This is a genomic window from Serratia surfactantfaciens (assembly GCF_001642805.2).
In the GTDB taxonomy this organism is placed as follows: Bacteria; Pseudomonadota; Gammaproteobacteria; order Enterobacterales; family Enterobacteriaceae; genus Serratia; species Serratia surfactantfaciens.
In genome coordinates this window covers 632,019-658,006 of the sequence record NZ_CP016948.1, presented here as the reverse complement: position 1 = coordinate 658,006, position 25,988 = coordinate 632,019, and the positions used below count along the sequence as shown (strand labels likewise).

The 25,988-nt window shown below is 60.2% G+C and carries 21 protein-coding genes, 6 tRNA genes and 2 other RNA genes; 12 read left to right on the top strand and 17 right to left on the bottom strand.

The features are described from left to right. Nucleotides 1-2: 2 nt before the first annotated feature. Nucleotides 3-2,165, bottom strand: a complete 2,163-nt coding sequence (locus ATE40_RS03105) for a TonB-dependent receptor (protein ID WP_063918921.1) — start codon at nucleotides 2,163-2,165, stop codon at nucleotides 3-5. 188 nt (nucleotides 2,166-2,353) lie between these two features. Here ATE40_RS03105 and modE point away from each other — a divergent pair, with 188 nt between their 5' ends. The 9 genes from modE (at nucleotide 2,354) to gpmA (ending at nucleotide 11,416) form a co-directional block, all read left to right on the top strand. Continuing rightward, on the top strand, nucleotides 2,354-3,145 hold the full coding sequence (modE, locus tag ATE40_RS03100; protein ID WP_019454012.1) for a molybdenum-dependent transcriptional regulator: 792 nt from the start codon (nucleotides 2,354-2,356) through the stop codon (nucleotides 3,143-3,145). 90 nt (nucleotides 3,146-3,235) lie between these two features. Beyond that, nucleotides 3,236-4,723, top strand: a complete 1,488-nt coding sequence (gene modF, locus ATE40_RS03095) for a molybdate ABC transporter ATP-binding protein ModF (RefSeq protein ID WP_063919583.1) — start codon at nucleotides 3,236-3,238, stop codon at nucleotides 4,721-4,723. Nucleotides 4,724-4,818: 95 nt separating this feature from the next. Beyond that, entirely contained in the window at nucleotides 4,819-5,391 is a 573-nt protein-coding gene (locus ATE40_RS03090; RefSeq protein ID WP_019454014.1) for a cysteine hydrolase family protein, read from the top strand. A gap of 167 nt (nucleotides 5,392-5,558) precedes the next feature. Next, nucleotides 5,559-6,380 (top strand): CPBP family intramembrane glutamic endopeptidase, encoded by an 822-nt coding sequence (locus ATE40_RS03085; protein WP_063918920.1) that lies wholly within the window; start codon nucleotides 5,559-5,561, stop codon nucleotides 6,378-6,380. A 285-nt stretch (nucleotides 6,381-6,665) separates the two neighbouring features. After that, nucleotides 6,666-7,718: a galactose-1-phosphate uridylyltransferase gene (galT, locus tag ATE40_RS03080; RefSeq protein WP_063918919.1), complete on the top strand. Its 1,053-nt coding sequence runs from the start codon at nucleotides 6,666-6,668 to the stop codon at nucleotides 7,716-7,718. Further along, the gene (galK, locus tag ATE40_RS03075; protein WP_019454017.1) at nucleotides 7,715-8,866 is read left to right on the top strand and encodes a galactokinase; all 1,152 of its coding nucleotides are present in this window, start codon (nucleotides 7,715-7,717) and stop codon (nucleotides 8,864-8,866) included. Before galT ends, galK begins: the two co-directional genes overlap by 4 nt. Continuing rightward, nucleotides 8,860-9,903, top strand: a complete 1,044-nt coding sequence (galM, locus tag ATE40_RS03070) for a galactose-1-epimerase (protein WP_063918918.1) — start codon at nucleotides 8,860-8,862, stop codon at nucleotides 9,901-9,903. The genes galK and galM overlap by 7 nt, the downstream gene beginning before the upstream one ends. A gap of 197 nt (nucleotides 9,904-10,100) precedes the next feature. Beyond that, a complete protein-coding gene (locus ATE40_RS03065; RefSeq protein WP_025160028.1) occupies nucleotides 10,101-10,448 on the top strand; it encodes a PsiF family protein in 348 nt (115 codons plus the stop codon). Nucleotides 10,449-10,663: 215 nt separating this feature from the next. Continuing rightward, nucleotides 10,664-11,416: a 2,3-diphosphoglycerate-dependent phosphoglycerate mutase gene (gpmA, locus tag ATE40_RS03060; protein ID WP_019454020.1), complete on the top strand. Its 753-nt coding sequence runs from the start codon at nucleotides 10,664-10,666 to the stop codon at nucleotides 11,414-11,416. Between the two features lie 52 nt (nucleotides 11,417-11,468). Here the strand turns inward: gpmA and ATE40_RS03055 are convergent, their stop codons facing one another. The 3 genes from ATE40_RS03055 to aroG all read right to left on the bottom strand — a co-directional run bounded on the left by ATE40_RS03055 (nucleotide 11,469) and on the right by aroG (nucleotide 15,025). Continuing rightward, nucleotides 11,469-12,509, bottom strand: coding sequence for a M48 family metallopeptidase (locus ATE40_RS03055; RefSeq protein WP_063918917.1), 1,041 nt, complete (start codon nucleotides 12,507-12,509; stop codon nucleotides 11,469-11,471). 7 nt (nucleotides 12,510-12,516) lie between these two features. Continuing rightward, nucleotides 12,517-13,707 (bottom strand): YjgN family protein, encoded by a 1,191-nt coding sequence (locus ATE40_RS03050; protein WP_063919582.1) that lies wholly within the window; start codon nucleotides 13,705-13,707, stop codon nucleotides 12,517-12,519. 265 nt (nucleotides 13,708-13,972) lie between these two features. Next, nucleotides 13,973-15,025, bottom strand: coding sequence for a 3-deoxy-7-phosphoheptulonate synthase AroG (gene aroG / locus ATE40_RS03045; RefSeq protein ID WP_019454023.1), 1,053 nt, complete (start codon nucleotides 15,023-15,025; stop codon nucleotides 13,973-13,975). Nucleotides 15,026-15,237: 212 nt separating this feature from the next. Here aroG and ATE40_RS03040 point away from each other — a divergent pair, with 212 nt between their 5' ends. From ATE40_RS03040 to zitB, 3 genes are read left to right on the top strand one after another with little or no spacing between them, the layout of a single operon-like run. Further along, nucleotides 15,238-15,843 carry a response regulator gene (locus ATE40_RS03040; protein ID WP_063918916.1) on the top strand — a complete coding sequence of 202 codons (606 nt, stop codon included), beginning with the start codon at nucleotides 15,238-15,240 and terminating at the stop codon, nucleotides 15,841-15,843. Next, nucleotides 15,840-19,040, top strand: coding sequence for an ATP-binding protein (locus ATE40_RS03035; protein WP_063918915.1), 3,201 nt, complete (start codon nucleotides 15,840-15,842; stop codon nucleotides 19,038-19,040). Before ATE40_RS03040 ends, ATE40_RS03035 begins: the two co-directional genes overlap by 4 nt. Further along, nucleotides 19,040-20,002, top strand: a complete 963-nt coding sequence (zitB, locus tag ATE40_RS03030; protein ID WP_025160031.1) for a CDF family zinc transporter ZitB — start codon at nucleotides 19,040-19,042, stop codon at nucleotides 20,000-20,002. The genes ATE40_RS03035 and zitB overlap by 1 nt, the downstream gene beginning before the upstream one ends. Before the next feature lie 35 nt (nucleotides 20,003-20,037). Here the strand turns inward: zitB and pnuC are convergent, their stop codons facing one another. From pnuC to tolB, 13 genes are all read right to left on the bottom strand, one after another. Then, complete coding sequence (gene pnuC, locus ATE40_RS03025; RefSeq protein WP_063918914.1) at nucleotides 20,038-20,763, bottom strand: nicotinamide riboside transporter PnuC; 726 nt, start codon at nucleotides 20,761-20,763, stop codon at nucleotides 20,038-20,040. A gap of 20 nt (nucleotides 20,764-20,783) precedes the next feature. After that, nucleotides 20,784-21,845 carry a quinolinate synthase NadA gene (gene nadA / locus ATE40_RS03020; protein ID WP_019454028.1) on the bottom strand — a complete coding sequence of 354 codons (1,062 nt, stop codon included), beginning with the start codon at nucleotides 21,843-21,845 and terminating at the stop codon, nucleotides 20,784-20,786. A gap of 323 nt (nucleotides 21,846-22,168) precedes the next feature. Beyond that, nucleotides 22,169-22,244, bottom strand: a tRNA-Lys gene (locus ATE40_RS03015). Between the two features lie 6 nt (nucleotides 22,245-22,250). Then, a tRNA-Val gene (locus tag ATE40_RS03010) sits at nucleotides 22,251-22,326 on the bottom strand. 45 nt (nucleotides 22,327-22,371) lie between these two features. Then, nucleotides 22,372-22,494: non-coding RNA, RtT sRNA (locus tag ATE40_RS03005), on the bottom strand. Nucleotides 22,495-22,507: 13 nt separating this feature from the next. Continuing rightward, nucleotides 22,508-22,583, bottom strand: a tRNA-Lys gene (locus tag ATE40_RS03000). Nucleotides 22,584-22,736: 153 nt separating this feature from the next. After that, nucleotides 22,737-22,861, bottom strand: a non-coding RNA gene (locus ATE40_RS02995) — RtT sRNA. A gap of 15 nt (nucleotides 22,862-22,876) precedes the next feature. Further along, nucleotides 22,877-22,952: transfer RNA gene (locus ATE40_RS02990), tRNA-Lys, on the bottom strand. A gap of 7 nt (nucleotides 22,953-22,959) precedes the next feature. Then, nucleotides 22,960-23,035, bottom strand: a tRNA-Val gene (locus ATE40_RS02985). A gap of 29 nt (nucleotides 23,036-23,064) precedes the next feature. Next, nucleotides 23,065-23,140 (bottom strand) — tRNA-Lys (locus ATE40_RS02980). Nucleotides 23,141-23,318: 178 nt separating this feature from the next. Then, on the bottom strand, nucleotides 23,319-24,113 hold the full coding sequence (cpoB, locus tag ATE40_RS02975) for a cell division protein CpoB (protein WP_063918913.1): 795 nt from the start codon (nucleotides 24,111-24,113) through the stop codon (nucleotides 23,319-23,321). 9 nt (nucleotides 24,114-24,122) lie between these two features. Further along, the gene (gene pal / locus ATE40_RS02970) at nucleotides 24,123-24,632 is read right to left on the bottom strand and encodes a peptidoglycan-associated lipoprotein Pal (protein ID WP_025160033.1); all 510 of its coding nucleotides are present in this window, start codon (nucleotides 24,630-24,632) and stop codon (nucleotides 24,123-24,125) included. A gap of 44 nt (nucleotides 24,633-24,676) precedes the next feature. Then, nucleotides 24,677-25,969: a Tol-Pal system beta propeller repeat protein TolB gene (gene tolB / locus ATE40_RS02965; protein WP_004939856.1), complete on the bottom strand. Its 1,293-nt coding sequence runs from the start codon at nucleotides 25,967-25,969 to the stop codon at nucleotides 24,677-24,679. Nucleotides 25,970-25,988: the final 19 nt, after the last annotated feature.

Genomic DNA, 25,988 nt, shown 5'->3' with positions numbered 1-25,988 from the left:
CGTCAGAACCTGACCGACACGAAGGTTTCATAGCTGCGCGGCGGCGCGATCAGCGCCTGATCCGGGTAAGTGCGCTGATAGGCGTACAGCTGGTTGGTGGCGTTGCGAATACGGAAACCGACATCGACGATCGGCGTAAGCTGATAGTCCGCCGCCAGATCGAGCGTGGTGTACGCGCGCATCTTGCGCTGATTGGCGTCGTCGTTGTAACTGCTGCCAACGTAGCGCAGCGAAGACGCTAGCCCCAGGCGCGCCGTCGCCTGATAATGCACGCTGAGATTAGCGGTCCAGTCCGGGATATAGGCCGGGCGATTGCCGTTGTAGCTGCGCAGCGGGCTGCCGCCGCGATAGTCGTCGTAGCGGGCGTGCGTGTAGGCGGCGTTGCCGGCCAACTCCCAGCGCTCGTCGGGGCGCAGCACCACGCCAAGCTCGATGCCGCGCGACGTCTGCCTGCCTACCGCGTTCAACGCATCCGGCCGCTGCGCGTCAGGCACAAACAGGTTGTCCTTGCGCAGTTCGTACAGCGCCAGCGTCGCCTGGCCCTTGTTACCCCAGAACTGCCCTTTGGCGCCGGCCTCCCACTGGCGCGCCCGCGTCAACGGCAGGTCGGTCTGCGTTGGGCCGAGGAAGAACAGATCGTTGCCCGGCTCCTGGCCGGTGGTGTAGTTGGCGTAGAGCCTGAGGTTATCGGTCAATGCATAGCTGGGGCCCAGGCTCCAGGTGCTGAACACGTAGGTATGCGCGCGGCTCTCTTCCTGCGGCCCCTGGAAGCGCCAGTCCATGTTCATATGGTTGTAGCGCAGCTGGCCCAGCAACGCTAAACGCTCGGTCAGGCTGAAGCGATCCTCGAGAAAGGCGGCGTACTGGTTCTGGGTGACGTGGCGCACCGGCGCGCGTTGGCGGTCAGTACCCTGAGCGAACGGCTCTCTGGGCGGCGCGCCGAGCGGCACATCTTCCGAGCCGGGGAAGCCGTTGGAGTAGTACTGGAAATGCCGCTTGCTCAGGTCGAAGCCGACCAGCAACCGGTTATCGAAACCGACGATGGCGCGGTCGAACACCAGCGAACTGCGGTTGCCGATCAGATCGTCGTCATGCGCCAGGGCGCCGAAGGAGTCGCGGTTGACGTCGCCGAGCCGGGCCGCCGCCGCGACGCGAAAACGCTCGACGTTGCGCCATTCGCGAAAGCCGCTGTAGTAATAGAATTGGTTATGCCATTCCACTTCGGGCGTCATAAACCAGTCAAGACCGGCCTGAAATGCGGTGGCGTTGCTCTGGATGCGGCTGTCGGTCAGGTTGTTGTAATTGATGTCGCGCAGCTCGCCGGCGATGCGCCCGTCCAGCAGCGGCGTGCCGTAATAAGGGTTGTTGGTACGATTGAGCATGCGGTCCAGGCTCAGCGTCAACAGCGCATCGTCCGTCAGCTTAAACAGCAACGAGCCGGAAACCCGTTTCTGCCGATCGCGTTCGTCCTGCACGTTGCTACCGCTGTCGTTTCCGCTGACGTCCAGCCGGTACGCCACCGCATCGTCCACCAGCGCACCGCCGGCTCCCAGATGCAAGCGCTGGCTGCGGTAGCTGCCGAGGCCATAATCGAGCTCGAACGGCTGGCGGCTGAAGGTCGGCCGCCGCGAGATCAGGTTGACGCTGCCGCCCGCTGCGCTCAGGCCGTTCAGCGCCGATCCCGGCCCGCGCAGCACCTCGATGCTGTCGTAATGCGCCGGATCGCCCAGCTGCAACGTGCTGCCGGGCATCTCCACGCCGTTATACAGCCAGGCGATCGGCCGGAAACCACGGGCGGAAAAGTTATTGGATAACGTCGGCGAGGCCACGCCGGACAGGCCGGTGGCGTGCTCGACGGCGGCGGCCAGCGAGCGGTCGCCCCGCTGTTGGATCGCCCGCGCGCTGATGATGTCGACGCTGCGCGGCGTCTCCTGAGCGGTCAGCCCAAGCTGCGACGCGCTGCGGCTCACGGCGTTCAACGCATCGTAGCGCCCGGCGGGGGACGCCGCCTCCACGGTGAGATGTTCTTCGCATCCCGTGGCATTGCGGGCTTTATCGCAGTCGGCGGCGAAAGCCGACGGCGCCGCCAAGGCGCTGCCGACCCATGCGGCGGCAAGGCATAAAGATTTTCTGGGCGCGCTAAGACGCCGGCGTGTCGTACTCATGTGGAGCATCCCTGTGGTGAAATAAAAACCGGCCGCAGCCGGCGTAAAGCCTTATCGTTTTTCTGTTATGTTATATTATAACAACAAAGCAATACCAGTCTTTATTACCTCGCTCTCCAGCGCACTGCATTTGGCGCTTTGCCACCAAATCGGCGACAATAAGATTTTTGCCGCCGACAGGATGCGCTATGCAGGCCGAAATTCTTCTGACTCTCAAACTCCAGCAAAAGCTGTTCGCCGATCCGCGCCGCATCGCGCTGCTGAAACAGGTGCAGCACACTGGCTCCATCAGCCAGGGCGCCAAGCTGGCGGGCATCAGCTACAAAAGCGCCTGGGACGCCATCAATGAGATGAATCAGCTGGCGGAACAAACGGTGGTGGAGCGCGCCACCGGCGGGAAAGGCGGTGGCGGCGCGCAGCTGACGCACTATGGCCAGCGGCTGATCCAACTGTATGACCTGCTGGGCCAGGTGCAGCAAAAAGCCTTCGACGTGTTGCAGCAGGACGATCTGCCGCTCGACAGCCTGCTGGCGGCCATCTCGCGCTTTTCGCTGCAAACCAGCGCGCGCAATCAGTTTTTCGGCACCGTGATCGAACGCGATCATCAGCAGGTGCAGCAGCATCTGGCGATTTTGTTGAACGACGGTAGCACCCGTCTGACGGCGGCCATTACCCAGCAAAGCGCCGACCGGCTGCAGCTGGCGCCCGGCAAAGAGGTGCTGGCGCTGATCAAGGCGCCCTGGGTGCGATTAAGCGTCGATGCGGCCGATAACGCCGACGCGGATAACGCCCTGGCGGGCGTGGTGGCCGCCATTCAGCCGGGCGCTGAACACAGCGAGGTGCTGGTGACGCTGGCGGGCGGCGAAACCCTGTGCGCCACGTTGACGACGACGGAGCTGCAGCGTCTGCGGCTGAGCGTCGGCGACGCCGTACACGCCCTGTTCAACGCCGATCGCGTGATTGTCGCCACGTTGTGTTAAGCGCAACGTGACGTTGCGTTTTTGTTGATTGACATCCCCCTGCAATGCGCCTATTTCTAAGGCAAATAATTGCAAAAAAAGGAACAGGTGATGTCGTCGTTGCACATTTCGCAAGGTTCATTCCGCTTAAGCGATACCCGCATCCTGACGCTGGACGCGCTGGCGATCCAGGCCGGCGACAGCTGGGCCTTCGTCGGCGCCAACGGCAGCGGCAAATCCGCCCTGGCGCGCGCGCTGGCTGACGAACTGGTTCTGCTGAGCGGCGAGCGCCGCAGCGATTTTCAACATGCGGTGCGCCTTTCCTTCGAGCAGCTGCAGAAAATGGTCAGCGACGAATGGCAACGCAACAACACCGACCTGCTCAGCGCGGACGAAGACGACACCGGCCGCACAGCGGCGGAGATCATTCAGGAAGAGGTGAAAGACGCCGCTCGCTGTGAGCGGCTGGCCGCGCAGTTCGGCATCACCGGCCTGCTGACGCGCCGCTTCAAATACCTGTCTACCGGTGAAACGCGCAAGACCCTGCTGTGCCGGGCGCTGATGCCCGAGCCCGACCTGCTGATCCTCGACGAACCCTTCGACGGACTGGACGTGCACTCACGCGCGCAGCTCGCCGCGCTGCTGAGCGAGCTTTCCGCCCAGGGCCAAACCCTGGTGCTGGTGCTCAACCGTTTTGACGAGATACCGGACTTTGTCCAGCAGGTAGGCGTGCTGGCTGACTGCACCCTGACCAGCCGCGGGCCACGCCGGCAGGTGATGGCGGATGCGCTGGTGGCGCAGCTGGCGCACAGCGAAAATCTCAGCGGGCTGGCCCTGCCGGAGACCGAGGATCCGACACAGAAGATCGCCCTGCCGACGGATCGTCCGCTGATCGTCCTGCGCGACGGCGTGGTCAGTTATGACGATCGGCCGATCCTCAACCACCTCAATTGGCAGGTTAATCCCGGCGAACACTGGCAGATCGTCGGCCCGAACGGTGCCGGCAAATCCACCCTGCTCAGTTTGATCACCGGCGATCATCCGCAGGGTTACAGCAACGATCTGACGCTGTTCGGCCGCCGGCGCGGCAGCGGGGAAACCATCTGGGAAATCAAACGCCATATCGGCTATGTCAGCAGCAGCCTGCACCTGGATTATCGCGTCAACACCAGCGTGCGCAACGTGGTGCTGTCAGGGTTCTTCGATTCGATCGGCATTTATCAGGCGGTTTCGGATCGTCAGCGGCAACTGACCGAACAATGGCTGGCGCTGCTCGGGCTCGACGGCGCCCACGGTGACGCCCCGTTCCACAGCCTTTCCTGGGGCCAACAGCGGTTGGCGCTGATCGCCCGCGCGCTGGTGAAGCATCCGGCGCTGCTGATCCTCGACGAGCCGCTGCAAGGCTTGGATCCGCTCAATCGCCAACTGGTGCGCCGCTTCATCGATGTGCTGATCGGCCAGGGCGCCACCCAGCTGCTGTTCGTCTCGCACCATGCCGAAGACGCGCCGCAGTGCATCACTCATCGCCTCAGCTTCGTGCCCGATGGCGAGGGCGGCTACGGCTACCAACATCAGCGGCTGGCGGCAGCCTCCATCTAGGACGTGGCGGAAACATATCCGGCAACACTTCACCGCAGCACATCACATTTGGCCTTTTATCATAGAAAGAAAGAAGGCCATTTTCTGGAGACGCCATGTCCGCTGCGTTGATTATCATCGACCTGATCGAGGATCTGATCGGGCCCAAAGGGCGCGCCAACCACTGCCGCGAACAGGTGGCGGCGACCCACCTGCTCGCCAACGTCAATGCCGCCGCGGCCTATGCCCGGGTGCGAAAAATCCCGGTGATTTGGGTGCGGGTGGGATTCGCCGACGATTATCACGACATTCCGCCCCACTCGCCGCTGTTCAACCATCTCAAACAGATCGGCGCGCTGCGGTTAAACAGCCCGGGCTGCCGCTGGTCGCCCGAACTGCATCAGGAAGAGAGCGATCTGCAGTTTGAAAAAACGGCGGTGAGCGCTTTCTCCGGTAACAATTTGTTAGCCTGGCTGCGCCAGCATAGGTGCCATCATCTGCTGCTGGCGGGCGTCAGCACGCCGCTCGCCATCGAGAGCACTGCGCGTCAGGCGCACGACGCCGGTTTCCAGGTGACCGTGCTGCAAGACCTGTGCGCGGCCCCCACGCAGGAGATCCACCAGCAAAGCCTCGATACCTTGCAAAACCTGGCCGAAATCACCCGTTCGCAGGCCTGGATGAAAGGCTAACCCGCGTTGTCGCCGGTCGTGTGGGCCGGCAACATGCACAAATCCATCACTGCCCCGACCTTTAGCGTCATTCTGGTGTGCTACTATCCGCTTTAGCGCTCAATTTCGCCATCATCGCACGCCGCAAAGGCGCTGAGCGCCGTGTACATATTTTAAAGGGACATATTATGTGGGGCGTTCTGGCTGCTTCGTTATTTTTCTTGCCGTATAACCGGCTGATAGCCTGGGTGATCCTGGCCGCCTCGGCGGGCATGGGGCTTTATCATGGGGTGCTGACGCCGCTCAGCCTGAGTTATCTGCTGGCGATCGTGGCGCTGGCGGGGTTGCGTCACCATTTTCGCGCGCAACGCAATCTGGCAATCGCGCTGGAAGGGTTGGTGGTCGCCGGCTGCGTGGCGCTGTTCTTGCATCTGGTACCGGGCATCCACAACCAGCTGATGATCGACGGCGAAAAAGCCGGCCCGCTCAGCGCGCCGTTCACCATGTATTACAACTTCGATAAGGCAATGGTGCCTTTCCTGCTGTTCGCCTGCTTGCCAACGCTGTTCAGAACCGATAAAGCGGAAAAAAACGCCGCCTCGGGTTCCTGGATTGCATTGATCGTCAGCGTACCGGCGCTGTTGCTGTTGGCCGTAGCGCTGGGCGGTTTAAAAATCGAACTGCATGCGCCCGCCTGGATCCTGCCGTTCGTGATGGCGAACCTGTTCTTCGTCTGCATGGCCGAAGAAGCGCTGTTTCGCGGCTACCTGCAGCAACGTCTCAGCCAATGGCTGGGCGCCTGGCCAGCGCTGATCGTCGCCGCCCTGGTGTTCGGCGCCGCGCATCTGGCCGGCGGCATGCTGATGGTGATCTTCGCCACCCTGGCCGGGTTGATCTACGGCCTGGCGTGGATGTGGAGCGGCCGCCTGTGGGTGCCGATTCTGTTCCACTTCGGGCTTAACCTGACTCACCTGCTGTTCTTCACCTACCCGCTGTATCAGCACCCTTAACGCCCGACGCCGGCAGAGATCTCCTCTCTGCCGGCCAAGCGGGTGAAAACGCTATCATCAATATCGCACCACAACGTCTCGAGCCACTCAACAATCAGCCTCTGTCCGCAAGTCGGGTGCTTTCCATTGAAGTGTAAACGATTCCATTTTTCGCGTTAGATCACCTTTTTATCGCAGTAGCCATGCTATCTTTTTGCGCATTGTCCTCTCCCTGTTCAGCAACGGGCGTGTCAAGACGGCAGTTGGAAGCGATTACACCCTCGTCGACGCCAAGAAAGGAACCGTATGACGGAATTCAACCCTATCGATCATCCACACCGCCGCTACAACCCGCTGAGCGGTCAGTGGGTGCTGGTCTCACCGCACCGCGCCAAACGCCCCTGGCAGGGCCAGCAGGAGGCAGTCCCCACGGAAACGCTGCCGGCGCACGATCCAGACTGCTTCCTGTGCCCGGGCAACGCACGCGTCACCGGCGATCGCAATCCAAATTACCGCGGCACCTACGTCTTCACCAACGATTTCGCCGCGCTGATGAGCGATACGCCGCCAGCGCCCGACAGCCAGGATCCGCTGATGCGCAGCCAGAGCGCGCGCGGCGTCAGCCGGGTGATCTGCTTCTCTCCCGATCACAGCAAGACTCTGCCCGAATTGACGCTGCCGGCGCTGGAGCAGGTGGTCGCCGCCTGGCAGGCGCAAACCGCTGAGCTGGGCAAACACTATCCCTGGGTGCAGCTGTTTGAAAACAAAGGCGCGGCGATGGGCTGCTCCAACCCGCACCCGCACGGGCAGGTCTGGGCCAACAGTTTCCTGCCGAACGAGGCCGAGCGCGAAGATCGCCTGCAGCACGACTATTTCCAGCAATACGCGTCCCCACTGCTGTTGGACTATGCGCAGCGCGAGCTGGCCGCAGGCGAACGCATCGTGGTGAACACCGAACACTGGTTGGCGGTAGTGCCCTACTGGGCCGCCTGGCCGTTTGAAACGCTGCTGCTGCCGAAGGCGGCGGTGCAGCGCATCACCGATCTCAGCGCGGCGCAAAGCCAAGATCTGGCGCTAGCGCTCAAGAAGCTGACCAGCCGTTACGACAACCTGTTCCAGTGCTCCTTCCCCTATTCGATGGGATGGCACGGTGCGCCGTTCAACGGCGCCGACAACCGGTACTGGCAGCTGCACGCCCATTTCTACCCGCCGCTGCTGCGTTCAGCCAGCGTGCGCAAATTTATGGTCGGTTACGAGATGCTGGCGGAAACCCAGCGCGACCTGACCGCCGAACAGGCCGCAGCGCGTCTGCGCGCCGTCAGCGATATTCATTACCGTGAAGCCGGAGCCCAAGCATGAGCCTGAAACCGCTTACCCATTCCCTGTTTACCGAACACTTCGGCTACGCGCCGGCGTTGACCATCCAGGCGCCGGGGCGGGTGAACCTGATCGGCGAGCATACCGATTACAACGACGGCTTCGTGCTGCCTTGCGCCATCGATTACCAAACCGTCATCGCCTGCGCCAAGCGCGACGACCGCCAGATCCGGGTGCTGGCCGCCGATTACCAGAATCAGCAGGATCAATTCTCGCTCGACGATCCGATCGTCAGCCATCCCGATCAGCGCTGGTCTGACTATGTGCGCGGCGTGGTGAAGCATCTTCAGCGCCGCAGCGCCGACTTCGGCGGCGCGGATCTGGTGATCGCCGGCAATGTGCCGCAGGGCGCGGGGCTCAGCTCCTCCGCCGCGCTGGAAGTCGCGGTGGGTCAGGCGCTGCAGGCGCTTTATCAGCTGCCGTTGGACGGCGTAGCGTTGGCGTTGAACGGTCAGGAAGCGGAGAACCAGTTCGTCGGCTGCAACTGCGGCATCATGGACCAGCTGATCTCCGCGCTCGGCCGGCGCGGCAGCGCCCTGCTGATCGACTGCCGCTCGCTGGAAACCCGTGCGGTGCCGATGCCGGACAACGTCGCGGTGGTGATCATCAACTCCAATGTGCAACGCGGGCTGGTGGACAGCGAGTACAATACCCGCCGCAAACAGTGTGAAGAAGCAGCGCGTTTCTTTGGCGTCAAGGCGCTGCGCGACGTCAGCCCCGAACAGTTCGAAGCGCGTCAACATCAGCTGGATCCGCTGGTGGCCAAACGCGCGCGCCATGTCATCAGCGAGAATGCCCGCACGCTGGCGGCGGCCGACGCGCTGGCGGCCGGCGATCTGCAACGCATGGGGCGGCTGATGGCGGAGTCTCACGCCTCAATGCGCGACGACTTTGAAATCACCGTGCCACCTATCGATAAGCTGGTCGAGATCGTCAAAGCGACGATCGGCCCGCGCGGCGGCGTACGCATGACCGGCGGCGGCTTTGGCGGTTGCATCGTCGCGCTGATGCCGCAGGATCTCGTGGAGACGGTGCGTGCCGCCGTGGCGCACGAGTATCCGCGGCAAACCGGCGGGCTGCGGGAAACGTTCTATGTTTGCCAGGCTTCGCAAGGCGCCGGCCCATGCTGACGGCAACGGCGGCAGCCGCCCCCGATGGGCAGCCTTACCAACTGACGCAGTTGCAAAACGCCGGCGGCATGACGGTGACGCTGATGGACTGGGGCGCCACCTGGTTGTCCGCCGTCTTGCCGCTCAAATCCGGTGAAAAGCGCGAGCTGTTGCTGGGTTGCCGCAGCCCGGCGGACTACCAACGACAGGGCGCCTATCTGGGCGCCACCGTCGGCCGTTACGCCAACCGCATCGCCAACGCCAGTCTGTCCATCGGCGGGAAACCCCATGCGCTGGCCGCCAATCAGGGCGCCCACCAGCTGCACGGCGGCCCCGACAGTTTTCATGCCCGCCGTTGGCGCCGGGTGCAGCATGATGCGCAGCAGGTCTGCTATGCGCTGCATTCAGCGGATGGCGATCAGGGCTTCCCCGGCAACCTCGACGTGCAGGTATGCTACCGCCTGACTCACGACAATCGTGTAGAAATCAGCTATCTGGCGCAGGTCGATCGCCCCTGCCCGGTCAACCTGACCAACCACGCCTATTTCAACCTGGACGGCGCCGACGCCGACGCCCGCGCCCAGCGGCTGCAGCTGTTCGCCGATCGCTATCTGCCCGTCGACGCCGAGGGCATTCCCTGCGCCGGGCTGACGGCGGTGGACGGCAGCGGCATGGACTTTCGCCAGCCGAAAACGCTGCTGCAGGATTTTCTGCGCGATCGCGACCAGCAGCGGGTCAAAGGTTACGATCACGCATTTCTGCTGCACCGTACCTGCGGCGCGCTGGAGTGCCCGGCGGCCCATTTATGGTCCGCCGACGGGCAAGTGCAGATGAGCGTGTTTACCGACGCGCCCGCGCTGCAACTCTACAGCGGTAATTATCTGGCGGGCACGCCGGCGCGCGACGGCGGCAGCTACGCCAACCACGCCGGCCTGGCGTTGGAAAGCGAATTTTTGCCGGACAGCCCGCACCATCCTGAATGGCCGCAGCCGGACTGCTGGCTGCAACCGGGGAACCGCTACCGCAGCGCCACGCATTATCAGTTTTATCCTATCTGACCCGCCACGCCCCTCGCCGTGCGGCCGGGGGCGATTTGTTATAAATGCTTACCTTTTAGCGCTCTCCCCCCGCCGGCACCCACCTTTCCTTATTCCAAAGTGCGCACTACACTCAGGCTACCGTGATAAGCACAACGCCTTGTGCAACGTCACAATTTTCGGCCGATGGCGGCCAATCAATAGCTGAAGGAACACCTATGCGTCTGATTACTGCACTTCCATTGCTGGCGGGCTTAATGTTGAGCACCAATCTGATGGCGGCCGACGCGACGACGGCGACGAAAACGCCTTCGCCGGCGCAGGCGGCCCAGCAGAAACGCATGACCGATTGCAACCAGCAAGCATCCACCAAGTCGCTGAAAGGCGCGGATCGCTCTACCTTTATGAGCACCTGCCTGAAATCTGAAGGCACCGCCGCGACGGGCAAAACCCTGACGCCGCAGCAGCAGAAAATGAAAACCTGCAACGCCGACGCCAAGACCAAGAATCTGAAGGGCGACGCGCGTAAAACCTTCATGAGCAACTGCCTGAAAAAATCGGCCTGATTTACCCCACGCCACGGCGCGCCCGAAGCGATTTCGGCGCGCCGTTTCTCCCTCGCAGCGCCAGCCTGAACGATTCAGCTTTTTCCTTTCGCCAGCCCTTACTTTGCGGCAAGAAATTGGCTATGGTTAGACACTATCGATTGCCGAGCCCCGGCCCGCGGCAATATAATGATTTTCGTTATCATTGAAATGTCAGATTATTAAGGAGTTAAGCTATGGCTGTAACTAAGCTGGTTCTGGTGCGTCACGGCGAAAGCCAGTGGAACCAAGAAAACCGCTTCACCGGTTGGTATGATGTTGATCTGTCCGACAAGGGCCGTACCGAAGCGAAAGCAGCAGGCAAGCTGTTGAAAGATGAAGGCTTCACTTTTGACTTCGCTTACACCTCCGTACTGAAGCGCGCGATCCACACCCTGTGGAACATCCTCGACGAGCTGGATCAGGCCTGGTTGCCGACCGAAAAATCCTGGAAGCTGAACGAACGTCACTACGGGGCGCTGCAGGGTCTGAACAAAGCGGAAACCGCTGAGAAATACGGCGACGAGCAGGTGAAACAATGGCGTCGCGGCTTCGCGGTGACCCCGCCGGAGCTGACCAAAGAAGACGAACGTTACCCTGGCCACGATCCGCGCTACGCTTCGCTGACCGAGCAAGAGCTGCCGCTGACCGAAAGCCTGGCGCTGACCATCGATCGCGTTATTCCTTACTGGGACGAAGAGATCCTGCCACGCATCAAGAGCGGCGAGCGCGTGATCGTTGCGGCGCACGGCAACTCGCTGCGCGCGCTGGTGAAATACCTGGATAACCTGAGCGAAGACGAAATCCTCGAGCTGAACATCCCAACCGGCGTGCCGTTGGTGTATGAGTTCGACGAGAACTTCAAACCAATCAAACGTTACTACCTGGGCAACGCCGACGAGATCGCTGCAAAAGCGGCGGCCGTGGCAAACCAGGGCAAAGCGAAGTAATTTCGCCCGTTCCCGGTAACGAAAAAGCCCCCGGTTTTCACCGGGGGCTTTTTTATTTCTGCTGCTGCGCCATCGCCTCGTTCACCGCCTCCAGCCGCTCCTGCATCGCCGGATGGGTGCTGAGCCAGGCCGGCAGCGCCCAGCCATCGTTCGTTTCTCGTTCAGGCGCCTGCGCCAACGCGCGGTAGATTGCCGCCATTTCCGCCAGCGAACGCCCCTGCTGCTGCATTTGCGCGATAGCGAAGCCATCCGCCTCGCGCTCCATCCCGCGGGAAAACTGCATCTCATTTACGAAGGACGCGGACTGCAGCAGCGTGTCGCCAATGCCGCTGACGTCGCCGGTCATCCACATCAGCGTCAACGCCACCAGTGACGAGCGCACCAGCATGCGCATCGAGTGGCGATGGGCGTGATGCCCCATCTCATGCAACATGACTGCCGCCAGCCCATCGTCGTTTTTCGACAACGCAACCAGCCCATCGCTGATCACCAGCGTGCCGTCCGGCAACATAAAGGCGTTTGGCGCACCGGGGGCCGCCATCAGTTTCAGCGACAGCGGCGTGCGCTCCTGGCGCATTTCGACCGGCATCACCTGCCGGAACAGTTGCTGCAACGCCCGCTGCCGCTCGGCCGGAAGTGCAGAGGGCTTGAAGCCGCTCTGGCTCAAAAACGTCTGCGTGTGTTCGCCCAGCGTCTGTTCCACCGAGGTGGGGATACGCATAGCGATCTCGCTGCTCGCCCACGGCAGCACCACGTAAACGTAAGCCACGACCGCCAGCAGCGTCATCAGCAGCGCCAGCGCGACGCCGCGTTTGTGGCGCTCCAGGCGATGCACCCAACCCGGCGAACGGCGCTGATAAAACCAGCGGCGGAAGGCCGCGTCGTCGTCCGGCACAAACCGCCCGCCGCCCTTGAAGGTCAGCGTCAAGGGAATCGTGCCCAGCGCGTCAGAAACGGCGATATCCGCCAAAGGAATGTAGCGCTGCTCATCCTGCCGCTGCAGCGTTACGCCCTCGCCGTTTTCGTTCACCAGCAGGCGGGCCGCTTCGCGCGCGGCCCGCCCCGGCAACTGGTAGGCGCCCTCGAGGATCATCGGCGCCTCAGAAACTGCCGCCCAGATCCAGCGCCTGCACCGCCTCTTCGGCCACCGCGCTGTTGGCGGTTTCCTGATGCGCCGTGATGTCCAGCAACGCCAGATCGCCTTCAACCGCCGTGCATTCCGCCAGATAACGGGCGTGGCGCACTTCCGCCACCGGCACCGCGAAACCGAGCGAGAACAGGGTGATCAGGGTATTGGTGATCAGCAGCCCCATATACGGCAGCGTTTGCATGGAAGAACGCAGTTTGATGTTGCCGTTCAACGCTGTCTGGTTAAACAGATAGTTGCGTTGGGCGACAACCTGATAGCTGCCGGCGATCAAGGCACCAATCAGCAGCACCACCATCATCAGCAGCAGGCTGCCAATATTCTCCAGCACCAGCAAATCGGCAGTTTCATTCGTCAATATACCCATCAATACCATTTGGTACAGGGACAGGATGAACGACCCCATGCACACCAGCGCTGCCAACATGAATGGCAGGAAAATGAGCAGGCCGATCAAGGCAAATTTGATAAAGGCCGACTTTTTCAGCTCGGCAATAAACGGCGTGCGGCCGAAGAACAGATTATTGACGTACAGATCGTGCTGCAGCGCGCTAATAATACCGTTGACGGCGGCGAATGCCGGCACGGCCAACAGCAGCGTCAACACCAGCATCAGACTGATGGCGTTGATGCTGTCAAAACCGCTGCCAATGCTGAGTAAAATGATTAAGCCGACATAAAGCCCGATAATCAGCAATAGCGGGCAGAACAGCAACGCCCAATAAGCGCGCCCGGTGCGACAGACATAATTAAAACGCACGCCGCGATAGCTCGACATAATCGCATTGTAGCGCCAGCTGCGGATAACGATCCACGGCAGCAGGGCAAGCAACACCAGCAAAGCCAGCAGCCCCAGCAGTGGCGTCACCGCCAGCAGGATATAAAACACGATGATGCCGCCGATCACCAACAGCCGCCCTTTCAGAATTTGCAGCGGTTGCGCATGGTAATCGAAACGATCGCCGTCCAATTCCGTGTTGCCGTAGAAATAACGACGGCGACGCACCGTCGCCCAGGCGGAATAGATGCCCAGGGTCACGATGGTCAATAATGCGTTGACCAACCAAATAGCGAAGTACTCGCCACCTTTCCCATGGAATTTAATTCTGTGCAGCCCCAGCGGCTGCGAGGTATTGCTTGTCATAATTCTTTCGTCCTGAAAGGAATAGGTCATGCCGCTCCCCACTTATTAGTCATGTGGGGTTTGCGGAATAAAAAAGCGTCTTATATAAGCACAATGCCGCGAGCAGTGACAATGACTCTTTTATTAAATAGGAATAATGCGAAGACGGCTGCTTAATGATTTAATTGGCCTGTTAACTGTAAGCCTTAAATTAGCCGGCGGCAGGGAGGAACACAGTGGCTGGAAAAAACAAGGGCCCGCGGCCGGGCCCTTCTCATATTGGCGATTAACCGCGGCGCGTTTTCACCGCCGCCGCCAGATCGCGCAGCACGGTTTCGGTGTCCTGCCAGCCGATGCAGCCGTCGGTTACGCTCTTGCCGTAAACCAGCGGTTCGCCGCTTTCGAGGTTCTGGTTGCCTTCCACCAGGTGGCTTTCGATCATCACGCCGATAATCGCTTTTTCACCGCCGCCAATCTGCCCGCAAACGTCCGCGCTCACGTCCATCTGCTTTTTGAACTGTTTGCTGCTGTTGGCGTGGCTGAAGTCGATCATCACCTGCGCCGGCAGCCCGGCCTTGCTCAGGCCGGCTTTGACGTCTTTCACATGCGCCGCGCTGTAGTTCGGCTCTTTGCCGCCGCGCAGGATAATGTGGCAGTCGCCGTTACCGCTGGTGTTAACGATCGCCGAGTGGCCCCACTTGGTTACAGACAGGAAGCAGTGCGGCGCGCCGGCGGCGTTGATGGCGTCGATCGCCACCTTGATGGTGCCGTCGGTACCGTTCTTGAAGCCGACCGGGCAAGAGAGGCCGGAGGCCAGTTCGCGGTGCACCTGCGACTCCGTGGTGCGCGCGCCGATGGCGCCCCAGCTCATCAGATCCGCCAGATACTGCGGCGTGATCATGTCAAGGAATTCGCCGGCGGCCGGCAGGCCGCTGTCGTTGATTTCCACCAGCAGTTTGCGCGCCAGGCGCAGGCCGTCGTTGATGTTGAAGCTGTTGTCCATCTGCGGATCGTTGATCAAGCCTTTCCAACCCACGGTGGTGCGCGGTTTTTCGAAGTACACGCGCATCACCACTTCCAGCTCGCCCTTCAGCTCTTCACGCAGCGCCAGCAGACGCCCCGCGTACTCTTTGGCGGCTTGGGTATCATGGATAGAGCAAGGGCCAATCACCACCAGCAGGCGATCGTCGCTGCCGCGTAGGATATTGTGAATTGCGCTGCGGGCCTGGGACACCGTCTTTGCCGCGCGTTCAGTGGCCGGGAATTTCTCCAGCAAAGCCACCGGCGGCAGGAGTTCCTTAATATCATTAATGCGTAAATCGTCGTTTTGGTAATTCATAGCTTTTCCATTCGGTATCGTGGGGTCTTTCGCAGTGCGTAACGGTGTAGATCCCAACAATCTAGCCTGTGAGAATGGCGCTGTAAATCACCTTTGCCCCCCGCCGCTGGAACCGCCAAATTAACAGCAGATTGTGCTGTTTCATCAGGGGAGCGCAGAGCCTCCTTTTTCGCTATGCTAGCGATCGGAATATAAAGTGACCCGAGTTGAACATGCCCTCTCTGTTATTAGTTGATGACCACCCGGTGGTTCATGTCGCACTGGAAGCGGCGCTAATGAAATCAGCCCGCGCCTACTGCCTGCAGGCGGCGCAGGACGACGTTCAGGCGCTGGCCCTGCTGGCCGAGGCCGCTTTCGGCCTGGTGATCCTGGATATCGGCCTGCCGCAGGTCGACGGGCTGCAGCTGTTGAAAAAAATCCGCCGCCGCTACCCGCAGCAGCCGATCCTGATCTACACCGCGCAGGAAGCCGAGGTCTATGCGCGCATGGCCCATGCTGCCGGCGCCAACGGTTTCGTCAATAAAGGCAGCTCGCTGGCGCACCTGGTACAGGCGATCGAGCAGGTGCTGGACGGAGAAACCCACTTCCCCGCCGCCGCGCTGACCGAAGAAGCGCCGACGGCGGACGGCGGGCAGCTCACGCCCAAGGAGCTCGAGGTGCTGGGTTTGCTGAGCCAGGGGCTGTCCAACCTGCAGATCGCCGACCTGCTGCACATCAGCAACAAGACCGTCAGCACCCACAAGAAAAATATCCAGCGCAAAACCGGCGCCGGCAACCTGCTGGAACTGGCGGCGGTGTTTAAAGAGCTGGCGCCATGATGCGCCGCGCCCTGCTGCTGCTGTTGCTGTGGTGCGGCCTGGCGCAGGCGGCGGAACCGGTGCGCTATCAGCTGGTCAGCAACCTGAATACCCCCGAGAACATGCTGATCGTCGGCGAGAAGAACCCCTGGCGCGATCGTACGCTGCGCGTCGGCATCATCAGCGAGAACACCAGCCCGTACAACATCATCGTGGACGACGATCTGTACGGATTGAACGCCGACTACCTCGGCTATATCCAGCAGGTGACCGGCATCCGCTTCGCCATTTACGGCTTCGCCGACCTGACGCAGCTGGAGCAGGCGCTGCACGACGGCAAGGTCGATCTGCTGTACGGCATCCCGCAAAGTGAAGCGCTGCACGGCCTGGAAATTTCCCAGCCCTATTACGTCAGCAACCTGCGCGTATTGCGCGATCGCAGCAACGATCGGCCGGTGATGCTCAATTCCGCCAACGCCCGCGTCGCGATCGGCGCGCTGACCGACATGCAGTCCGGCGGTGCCCTGCAGGCGGTGGCGTCGCAGATCCAGCGCTACGACAACAACCTGCAGGCGGTCTATTCGCTGCTCAACGGCAGCAGCGACTACTTTATCGCCGACGAGGCCAGCGCCAGCTTTATCATCGACCAGCTGCAGCTCGGCCAGCTCTATCAGATTGAAAGCAACGAGAACCTGGGCAATCTGTCCTTCGTGTTCGCCGCCGCCGACCCACGGCTGATAGACACGCTGGACACCGCCATCGCCGACGCGCCGATGGAACTGATGAACGCCCTGCAGAGCCGCTGGAGTAAAAAGATCCCCAGCTACCTCGACACCGGCAATGCCGATCTGACGACGATGGAGAAAAACTGGGTGGCGAGCCACCGCGTGGTTTACTACGCCGCCATCGAGAACAACTTCCCGTTCGCCTATCGCGGTTCCGACGGCCAGCCGCGCGGCTACGCCATCGATATTCTCAACATCATCGCGCAAAACACCGGGCTGCGTTTCGCGCCGCTGTGGGCGCGCAACGCCGAGCAAGCCGATCAGCTGGTGCAGTCCGGCCAGGCCAGCTTCCGCGCCGCCCTGCCGCTGGCGCGCGGCGTCAAGGCGCGCTACGGCGCCAGCATGCCTATCCACCGTTCGCTGTGGGGCGTTTACGTCGGCCAGTACGCCAACGGCATCTCGACCTGGAACGATCTGGCCGGTAAGCGCATCGGCGTGCTGCAGGGCGATTTGGCTCAGGGGCTGGTGCCGGGGCGGGAACAGACCATCAGCTTCGCCGACAGCAAATCCATGTATGACGCGCTGGCCAACGGTCAGCTGGATGCGTTGGTGGATAACGTCATCTCCGCCAACTTTTTGGCGCTGTCGCGCTATTCCGGCGCCATCAAGCTGGCCTTCGCCGCCAACAACATTCCCTATCCGGTGGCCTTCGGCGTACGCCGCGATCAGCCGCTGCTGTTGGCGATCCTCGATAAGAACCTGATGCAGATCCCGGCGGACACTCTGCAATCGCTGCGCGACGAATGGATCGTCGATCGCAGCAACCTGATAGACGCGGTGAACGACAACCGCATGCCGCCGCAAACCACCTGGCTGCTGGCGCTGCTGGCCGCCGCTACCGTGCTGCTGCTGGCGCTGACGCTGCGCCGTTTCATGCTGCAGCGCCGAGAAAAACGCGAACGCGAAGAGCTTGAGCAGGCGCGCCGCCGCGCCGAAGCGGAAAACCGCATGAAGAGCAAATTCCTCGCCACCGTCAGCCACGAACTGCGTACGCCGATGCACGCCATTCTCGGCCTGCTGGAGCTGGAGCTCAAACGCCAACCCGCGCCGGAAGGCCTGCCGGTGATTTACAGTTCTGCCTCTTCGCTGCTCAACCTGCTCAACGACCTGCAGGATCACGCCCGGCTGGAAACCGGTTCGCTGACGCTGGCGCCGAAACCGGTGGCGCTGCGCCCCTGGGTCGCGCGCATTGACGCTCTCTACCGGCCGCTGATCGGCGAACGGCCGCTGACGTTGAGCGTGGTGGCGGATCCGGCGCTGCCGGAGGCGGTGGTCATTGATGGTGAGCGTTTACTTCAGGTAGCTAACAACCTGATAAACAACGCGATAAAGTTTACGCCACGCGGTGCCATTCAGGTCGGCGTCGGCTGGCGCGCGCAGGATGAGCTGCGGGGGGTATTGCATCTGACGGTGAACGACAGCGGCTGCGGCATCGCCGCCGATGAGCTCGGCAAGCTGTTCCAACCGTTTTACCGCGCGCGCGGCGCGCAGCGCATCTCGGTGCAAGGCACGGGCCTGGGGCTATCGATCTGCAAGGAGATCGTCGAGCAGATGGGTGGCCGCATCGAGCTGCAATCGCAGCCTGGCATCGGCACCCGCGTCGAGGTAGCGATACCGGTTGAGCTGAGCGGCGCGTCGCCGGTTATCGCCCCGGAGGAGCGGCCCCTCGCCCTGCCGTCTTCCTCGTTGCGTACCGCGTTGATCGACGATCACCCCACCAATCTGTTGCTGATGGAGCGCCAGTTGCGCCATTTCGGGCTGCAGCCCGCCCGCTTTGAGCAAGGTTATGCGCTGCTGAAGGCCCAGCGTCGTCAGCCGTTCGATCTGTTGTTTATCGACTATAACATGCCACGCCCCGACGGCCTGACGCTCGCCAGGCTGATCCGGCGCGACGAACAGCGGCTGCAACGCGCGCCTTGCCGCATCGTGCTCTGTTCGGCGGATGTGCAGGAGTTCACCCGCATCCCGCCTGCGCTGGTGGCGATCGACCACTTCCTGACCAAGCCGATTTCACTGGCGGCGATCGGCCAGATACTGGCTCAGCAACCACAGGCTCAGGAGAAAAAGTCAGTCCTTACTGACTTACGGCAAACGCTGGCAGAGATGGCGGGTGGCGATCGCGCCATGATGCAGCGGCTGGCGCAGACGCTCAGCGATACGCTACGACAAGACCGCCAGCGGCTCGCGGGCGCCGTCGCCGCAAACGACTGGCAGCACCTGGAGCAGGCTGCGCATCGTATCAAGGGCAGCCTGCTGATGCTGCAGCTGCCGGAAGCCGCGCAGCTGTGCCAGCAACTGGTGGAAACCGCACGCCGGGGCGAGCTTGCCGGCACCGCTTATACTAAATTAGAGGCGTTAGTGGCGCAGATATTGCCGGAGCTGGATGCTCTGCTCACTGCCGCCCCCTCTTTCGCTATGCATAAGGATGAATAATGTCGGACACTCCACACCAACACCTGCCGAAAGACAGTAATAGTAAACGCCTACTGACCGCTTTTTTAGTCACCGCCGTCTTTATGGTGGCCGAAGTGATTGGCGGTCTCTGGTCGGGCTCGCTGGCGCTGTTGGCCGACGCCGGCCACATGCTGACCGATGCCGCCGCGCTGCTGGTGGCACTGATGGCGGTGCACTTCTCCCAACGCAAACCCAACGCGCGCCACACCTTCGGTTATCTGCGTCTGACTACGCTGGCGGCCTTCCTCAACGCCGCGGCGCTGCTGGTGATCGTGGTATTCATCCTGTGGGAAGCGATACAGCGTTTCTTTGAACCGCAGCCGGTGATGGGTACCCCGATGCTGATCATCGCCATAGCGGGGCTGCTGGCTAACCTGTTCGCCTTCTGGCTGCTGCATCGCGGCAGCGAAGAGAAGAACATCAACGTGCGCGCCGCCGCGCTGCATGTGCTGGGCGATCTGCTCGGCTCGGTGGGCGCCATCGCCGCCGCCATCGTTATTCTCGCCACCGGCTGGACGCCGATTGACCCGATCCTGTCGGTGCTGGTCTCCTGTCTGGTGCTGCGCAGCGCCTGGCGGCTGCTGAAGGAAAGCTTCCACGAGCTGCTGGAAGGCACGCCGCAGGAAGTCGATATCGCCAAGCTGCAAAAAGATCTGTGCCTGAACATCCCGGAAGTGCGCAACATCCATCACGTGCACGTCTGGCAGATCGGCGAACAGAAGCTGATGACGTTGCATGCACAGGTGATCCCGCCGCATGACCACGATGGGCTGTTGCAACGCATTCAGGCTTATCTGTTGGAGCACTACAAGATTGGCCACGTGACCATTCAGATGGAATACCGGCACTGCGAGACGCCGGACTGCGGCATCAACCGGGCGCCGGAGCCGAGTGAACACTCACATGCCGAAGCGCACTCCCACCTGGGACATCGCCATTAAACCAAGAGGGCGCCATCACGGCGCCCTCTGCGTTGTCAGGGAGCGGAAGACAACGGATTGGAATGGTTGCGCCCGGCACTCTTGATCCACAGCCAGGAGCCGTTCAGGGCGATCAGCGTCAGAATGACATACTCGAGCGCCATCGCGTACACGCCCTGGTAGGCGAAAATCGCCACGCTGATGACATCGATAACCACCCACAGCAGCCAGTTTTCTACATACTTGCGCGTCATCAGGATCATCGCCACGATGGACAGCACCATCATTGCCGAATCCCAGAACGGGAACGCATCCGGTTGCAGCTCAGGCATCTGTACGTTCAGCCCCAGCCCTTGCATCACCGCCACCGCAATCTGCGTCAGCCAGGCGAACACGCGGTCAATGTTGAAGGTCATCAGGCCGATGCCGATGACGCAAATCGCCGCCCAGGCCAACGCTTTCGGCAGCGGCAACCAACGGATCTGCAGCTCGGCCTGGTTATCCTGGGTTTGGCGGCTCCAGGCATACCAACCGTAAATATTGGCGCCGAAGAAAAACAGCTGCAGCAGCAGGCTGGCGTACAGCTGGATCTGGAAGAAAATCACCGCGAACAGCGTGACGTTGATCAGACCGAACAGGTAGTTGATGATCTTTTCCTTGCTGGCGTACCAGATGCACAGCAATCCGAACAGCGTGCCGATGGCTTCGATCCACGACAGATCGTAACCGCCTGCGCCAAGCGGAATATGCACCAGAATATTGCTGGTACTGAAGAAGCTCATGAGGTCATCCTTTTAAACGGTTAAGCGTTGCCTTTAACCTGCATCTTAAGCTGAGCGGCGAAATCCAGCATGCGGTTCAGCGGCACCAGCGCCTTTTCACGCAGCGCGGCGGCCACGTGGATCTCATGCTGTGCGCCCCCCTGCTCCAACCCTTCGGCAATCGCCTTCAGGCCATTCATCGCCATCCACGGGCAATGTGCGCAGCTGCGGCAGGTCGCGCCTTCTCCGGCGGTCGGTGCCTCGAATAGCTCCTTATCCGGACAGGCCTGCTGCATCTTATAGAAGATACCGCGATCGGTGGCGACGATCAGCTGTTGATGCGGCAATGTTTTCGCCGCCTGAATCAACTGGCTGGTCGATCCCACCGCATCCGCCAGCTCGACCACCGCCTGAGGCGATTCGGGATGCACCAGGATGGCCGCCTGCGGATAGAGCGCCTTCATGCGCCGCAGCGCCTGGGTCTTAAACTCGTCATGGACAATGCAAGCGCCTTGCCAGCACAACACGTCGGCGCCGGTCTGCTTTTGCACATAGCTGCCGAGATGGCGATCCGGCGCCCAGATGATCTTCTCGCCCAGGCTATCCAGATGCTCGATCAGTTCGACGGCGATACTGGAGGTCACCACCCAGTCGGCGCGCGCTTTGACCGCCGCCGAGGTGTTCGCATAGACCACCACGGTGCGATCGGGATGACTGTCGCAAAACGCATGGAACTCTTCTTCTGGGCAGCCCAAGTCCAGCGAGCATTCGGCAAACAGGGTCGGCATCAGCACCTGCTTTTCCGGGCTGAGGATCTTGGCGGTTTCCCCCATGAAACGCACGCCGGCCACCAACAGCGTGGAAGCCGGATGGGCGCTGCCGAAGCGCGCCATTTCCAGAGAGTCCGCCACGCAGCCGCCGGTTTCTTCCGCCAGCGCCTGAATTTCCGGGTCGGTATAATAATGGGCGACCATTACCGCGTTGCGCTGCTTGAGCAGGGTTTTGATCTTCTCGCGATAAAAGGCTTTTTCCGCTACGTCCAGCGGTACCGGTTTCGGCGGGAAGGGATACACCGCCGCGTTGACATCAAACATTTCACTCATCGCTGCAATCTCATGCTAGGCTAGGCGCCTGCCGCGTGAATATCTCCCTGCCGCAACGCCCTTAGTTTTATATACTAAACAAAATACCTAAAGTCGCGCGAAAAGTCCGCTGATATTTTCATATTTGCGCACTCAGTGTTTAATGGATTAAAAAACATAGACGTTGACCACGCAAATCGCTGCAGATAATGCCCCGGTGAGAACGTATAGCGTTCAGAGAAGGACGAGATGCAGAACGTTGCGGTGTTGAAACGAGAAAGCAGAAGATTCGGGTGCGGGATTACAGATGCGAAAAAAGCGCCAAAAGGCGCTTTTTCCTGAATTGGTGGGTCGTGCAGGATTCGAACCTGCGACCAATTGATTAAAAGTCAACTGCTCTACCAACTGAGCTAACGACCCGCAGTGTGGTGGGTGATGACGGGCTCGAACCGCCGACCCCCTCCGTGTAAAGGAGATGCTCTACCAACTGAGCTAATCACCCACTGCTGTAGTACTGCTATTTTTCACATCTTACTCTATTAAAGAGTGGTGGGTCGTGCAGGATAACTCGGCCTTTGGCCTCGCCCTTCGGGCCATCACCGGAGTGATGTTGTCTCGCTTTGCGAGGCTCGAACCTCTAAGGTTCTCATCCTGACGATTTAACACCTTACTCTATTAAAGAGTGGTGGGTCGTGCAGGATTCGAACCTGCGACCAATTGATTAAAAGTCAACTGCTCTACCAACTGAGCTAACGACCCACTGATGTGGTTTACTGCTGATGGCGAATAGGTTACAAAAAACCGACTCGCGGAAAACAAGGATGGGGAGGTTCAGGACAACTCGACGGGTACTCGACTCGGACCTTTACTTTGCCACATCAAACCGATTCTGAAGCTGCCATTCTCGAAGAATGGTGGGTCGTGCAGGATAACTCGGCCTTTGGCCTCGCCCTTGCGGGCCATCACCGGAGTGATGTTGTCTCGCTTCGCGAGACTCGAACCTTTACGGTTCTCATCCTTTACGATTCTCTATCGCAGCCATTCTCGAAGAATGGTGGGTCGTGCAGGATTCGAACCTGCGACCAATTGATTAAAAGTCAACTGCTCTACCAACTGAGCTAACGACCCATAACAGTGGTGGGTGATGACGGGCTCGAACCGCCGACCCCCTCCGTGTAAAGGAGATGCTCTACCAACTGAGCTAATCACCCACTGTTGTGGTTACTGCTACTTCAGAAATTGGTGGGTCGTGCAGGATTCGAACCTGCGACCAATTGATTAAAAGTCAACTGCTCTACCAACTGAGCTAACGACCCAATTTCCCTGCCGCTTTAACATCTTGCAAGATGTCTTGGCAACGGCGGCATATATTACTAATTTATCTTGGCAGCGCAACCTAAATTTTTTACTGATGCGTTCAACTGCTTGTTCTTCACGCGAATGAGCCCAGAAATCGGTCAAATCGACTAACTTCTGGGCTCATTTTTCTGACTATTAACCGCCTACGCGACTTTTCGCCTGTTTGGCCGCCGCACTGGTTGGGTATTGTTTAATCACCTGCTGGAACACGGCTTTGGCTTTATCGGCCTGCCCTTTCTCCTGCATGATGATACCCACCTTGTACATGGCGTCCGGCGCCTTCGGTGATTTAGCGTAATTCTTCACCACCACCGCAAAATAGTAGGCCGCGTCGTCTTTTTTACCCTTGTTGTAGAACAACTGACCCAGCCAATAGTTGGCGTTGGGCTGATAGGTAGACTTCGGGTACTGTTTTACGAAGGACTGAAAGGCGGAAATCGCCTGGTCATACTGTTTTTTTTCCAGCGCCAGAGAAACAGCGGCGTTGTAGTCGCTGTTCTCATCACCACCGCTCGGCGTCGCAGAAGCGGCCGCAGGCGTGCTGCCGCCCGCATCGGAAGATGCGCCTGCGGCTGCCCCACTGGCAGCGCCCGCCGCCGCAGAGGCGCTCTGAGCGCCGCTCTGGCCGAGGCTATCCATCTGTTGATAGATTTGCTTCTGGCGTTCAACGACCTGATTCAACTGATACTGGCTTTCCTGGATTTGCCCACGGAGAGAATCAATGTCGCGTTGGTTATCAGAGAGTTGTTGCTGGAGTTGGTTTAAAAGCTGGCCTTGAGCATTGCTGATACGCTCAAGTGAAGTGACGCGGTCTTCGACCGAGCCGGAGCCGACATTACTGATTGGCGCTTGGGCAGTAGCGGCCCAGGGGGCCGCTACGCCAACCAGTAACGACAGACTCAACAGGTGACGTCTGAAGTTACTGTTCATGCGATTCTCTTAGTAAACCAGAACGGCACGACGGTTTTTAGCATAAGCCGCTTCGTCGTGGCCCAGTACTGCTGGTTTTTCTTTACCGTAAGAAACGATAGAGATCTGGTCAGCGGAAACGCCTTTACCTTGCAGGTACATTTTAACGGCGTTAGCACGGCGCTCACCCAGAGCGATGTTGTATTCCGGCGTGCCGCGTTCGTCAGCGTGGCCTTCAACGGTCACTTTGTAAGACGGGTTGTTACGCAGGAATGCAGCGTGCGCGTCCAGCATCTGAGCGAATTCGGAGCTTACGTCATACTTGTCCAGACCGAAGTAAACGATGTTGTTCTTCTGCAGTTCTTGCATCTGCAGACGAGCTTGTTCTTCGGAAGACAGGTTGCTGCTGCCGTTTTCCATACCAGTGCCAGCGCCCATACCAGATTGGTCGTTGTTTGCGCTTTTGTTAGAACTACAAGCTGCTACAGCCAGAACTGGCAGTGCCAGCAGAAGCCCTTTCAGCACTTTGTTCAGTTGCATTTCTTTGATCCTTTTATAGTTTGCCATACATATTTACACATGCATCACAGATACGGCGACCAGGCAGGGAATTTGACCTGTCCATCAGTTGCCGGAAGACGCGCTTTGAAACGCCCATCAGTTGACACCAACTGCAACACGGAGCCCATACCTTGCGTGGAGCTATAGATCACCATGGTGCCGTTTGGCGCAATACTAGGCGTTTCATCCAGGAAGGTGCCGGTCAAAACCTGAACGGCGCCCGATCCAAGATCTTGTTTGGCGATGTGTTGTGCACCACTGTTGGTGCTCACCATCACCAGGAATTTACCATCGGAGCTGACTTCAGAATCCTGGTTCTGAGAGCCTTCCCACGTCAGACGCTGTGCGGCACCGCCGCTGGCGCTGATTTTATAAATCTGCGGACGCCCGCCCTGGTCGGAGGTAAACGCCAGAGACTGGCCATCCGGGAACCAGGTCGGTTCGGTGTTGTTGTTGCGGCCATCGGTCAGCTGCGTGATCTGGCCGGAGCCGAGGTTCATCACATACAGATTCAGGCTGCCGCTCTTGGACAACGCGAAAGCCAGCTTGCTGCCGTCCGGCGAGAACGCCGGCGCACCGTTGTGGCGCGGGAACGAAGCGATCTGGCGGATAGCGCCGTTAGCCAAGGTCTGCACCACCAGCGCGGAACGGCCGCTCTCGAAGGTCACGTAAGCCAGTTTGCTGCCGTCCGGCGACCAGGCCGGTGACATCAGCGGCTCAGGCGAACGGTGCACCGTGAACTGGTTGTAACCGTCGTAATCCGCTACGCGCAGCTCGTACGGGAATTTCCCGCCGTTGGTCTGTACGACATAGGCGATACGGGTACGGAATGCGCCCTTGATGCCGGTCAGCTTCTCGAACACTTCATCGCTGGCGGTATGAGCAGAATAACGCAACCACTGTTTGGTCACTTTATACTGATTCTGCGCCAATACGGTGCCCGGCGAACCCGAGGTGTCCACCAGCTGGTAGGAGATCAGGTAGCTGCCGTCGGCACCAGGTTGAACCTGGCCGACAACCACGGCGTCGATGCCTAATGCAGTCCAGGCCGCCGGCGTCACTTCAGACGCGGAGGTCGGTTGCTGCGGCATACGCGCCACGTCGATCGGGTTGAATTTGCCGCTGTTGCGCAGATCCGCACCGACAATCTTGCCGATATCTTCCGGCGGCGTGCCTGGGCCCGCCCATTTAAACGGCACCACGCCAATCGGGCGAGCGGAGTCGACCCCTTGGGTGATTTCAATGCGAACTTCCGCGTGCAGCACGGACGCCCACAGAATTAAAAAACCTAGCGCTACTCGAAATGCCTGCTTCATCTCATCTCCCTTATCCAGG

Coding starts and splice junctions, on each gene's coding strand:
- ATE40_RS03035 (WP_063918915.1), top strand. CDS start 15,840: ATGATGCGCCGCGCCCTGCTGCTGCTGTTGCTGTGGTGCGGCCTGGCG.
- modF (WP_063919583.1), top strand. CDS start 3,236: ATGTCGTCGTTGCACATTTCGCAAGGTTCATTCCGCTTAAGCGATACC.
- ATE40_RS03085 (WP_063918920.1), top strand. CDS start 5,559: ATGTGGGGCGTTCTGGCTGCTTCGTTATTTTTCTTGCCGTATAACCGG.
- nadA (WP_019454028.1), bottom strand. CDS start 21,845: ATGAGTGAAATGTTTGATGTCAACGCGGCGGTGTATCCCTTCCCGCCG.
- ATE40_RS03050 (WP_063919582.1), bottom strand. CDS start 13,707: ATGACAAGCAATACCTCGCAGCCGCTGGGGCTGCACAGAATTAAATTC.
- modE (WP_019454012.1), top strand. CDS start 2,354: ATGCAGGCCGAAATTCTTCTGACTCTCAAACTCCAGCAAAAGCTGTTC.
- tolB (WP_004939856.1), bottom strand. CDS start 25,969: ATGAAGCAGGCATTTCGAGTAGCGCTAGGTTTTTTAATTCTGTGGGCG.
- ATE40_RS03065 (WP_025160028.1), top strand. CDS start 10,101: ATGCGTCTGATTACTGCACTTCCATTGCTGGCGGGCTTAATGTTGAGC.
- cpoB (WP_063918913.1), bottom strand. CDS start 24,113: ATGAACAGTAACTTCAGACGTCACCTGTTGAGTCTGTCGTTACTGGTT.
- gpmA (WP_019454020.1), top strand. CDS start 10,664: ATGGCTGTAACTAAGCTGGTTCTGGTGCGTCACGGCGAAAGCCAGTGG.
- ATE40_RS03040 (WP_063918916.1), top strand. CDS start 15,238: ATGCCCTCTCTGTTATTAGTTGATGACCACCCGGTGGTTCATGTCGCA.
- galM (WP_063918918.1), top strand. CDS start 8,860: ATGCTGACGGCAACGGCGGCAGCCGCCCCCGATGGGCAGCCTTACCAA.
- pnuC (WP_063918914.1), bottom strand. CDS start 20,763: ATGAGCTTCTTCAGTACCAGCAATATTCTGGTGCATATTCCGCTTGGC.
- galT (WP_063918919.1), top strand. CDS start 6,666: ATGACGGAATTCAACCCTATCGATCATCCACACCGCCGCTACAACCCG.
- pal (WP_025160033.1), bottom strand. CDS start 24,632: ATGCAACTGAACAAAGTGCTGAAAGGGCTTCTGCTGGCACTGCCAGTT.
- ATE40_RS03105 (WP_063918921.1), bottom strand. CDS start 2,165: ATGAGTACGACACGCCGGCGTCTTAGCGCGCCCAGAAAATCTTTATGC.
- ATE40_RS03090 (WP_019454014.1), top strand. CDS start 4,819: ATGTCCGCTGCGTTGATTATCATCGACCTGATCGAGGATCTGATCGGG.
- aroG (WP_019454023.1), bottom strand. CDS start 15,025: ATGAATTACCAAAACGACGATTTACGCATTAATGATATTAAGGAACTC.
- ATE40_RS03055 (WP_063918917.1), bottom strand. CDS start 12,509: ATGATCCTCGAGGGCGCCTACCAGTTGCCGGGGCGGGCCGCGCGCGAA.
- galK (WP_019454017.1), top strand. CDS start 7,715: ATGAGCCTGAAACCGCTTACCCATTCCCTGTTTACCGAACACTTCGGC.
- zitB (WP_025160031.1), top strand. CDS start 19,040: ATGTCGGACACTCCACACCAACACCTGCCGAAAGACAGTAATAGTAAA.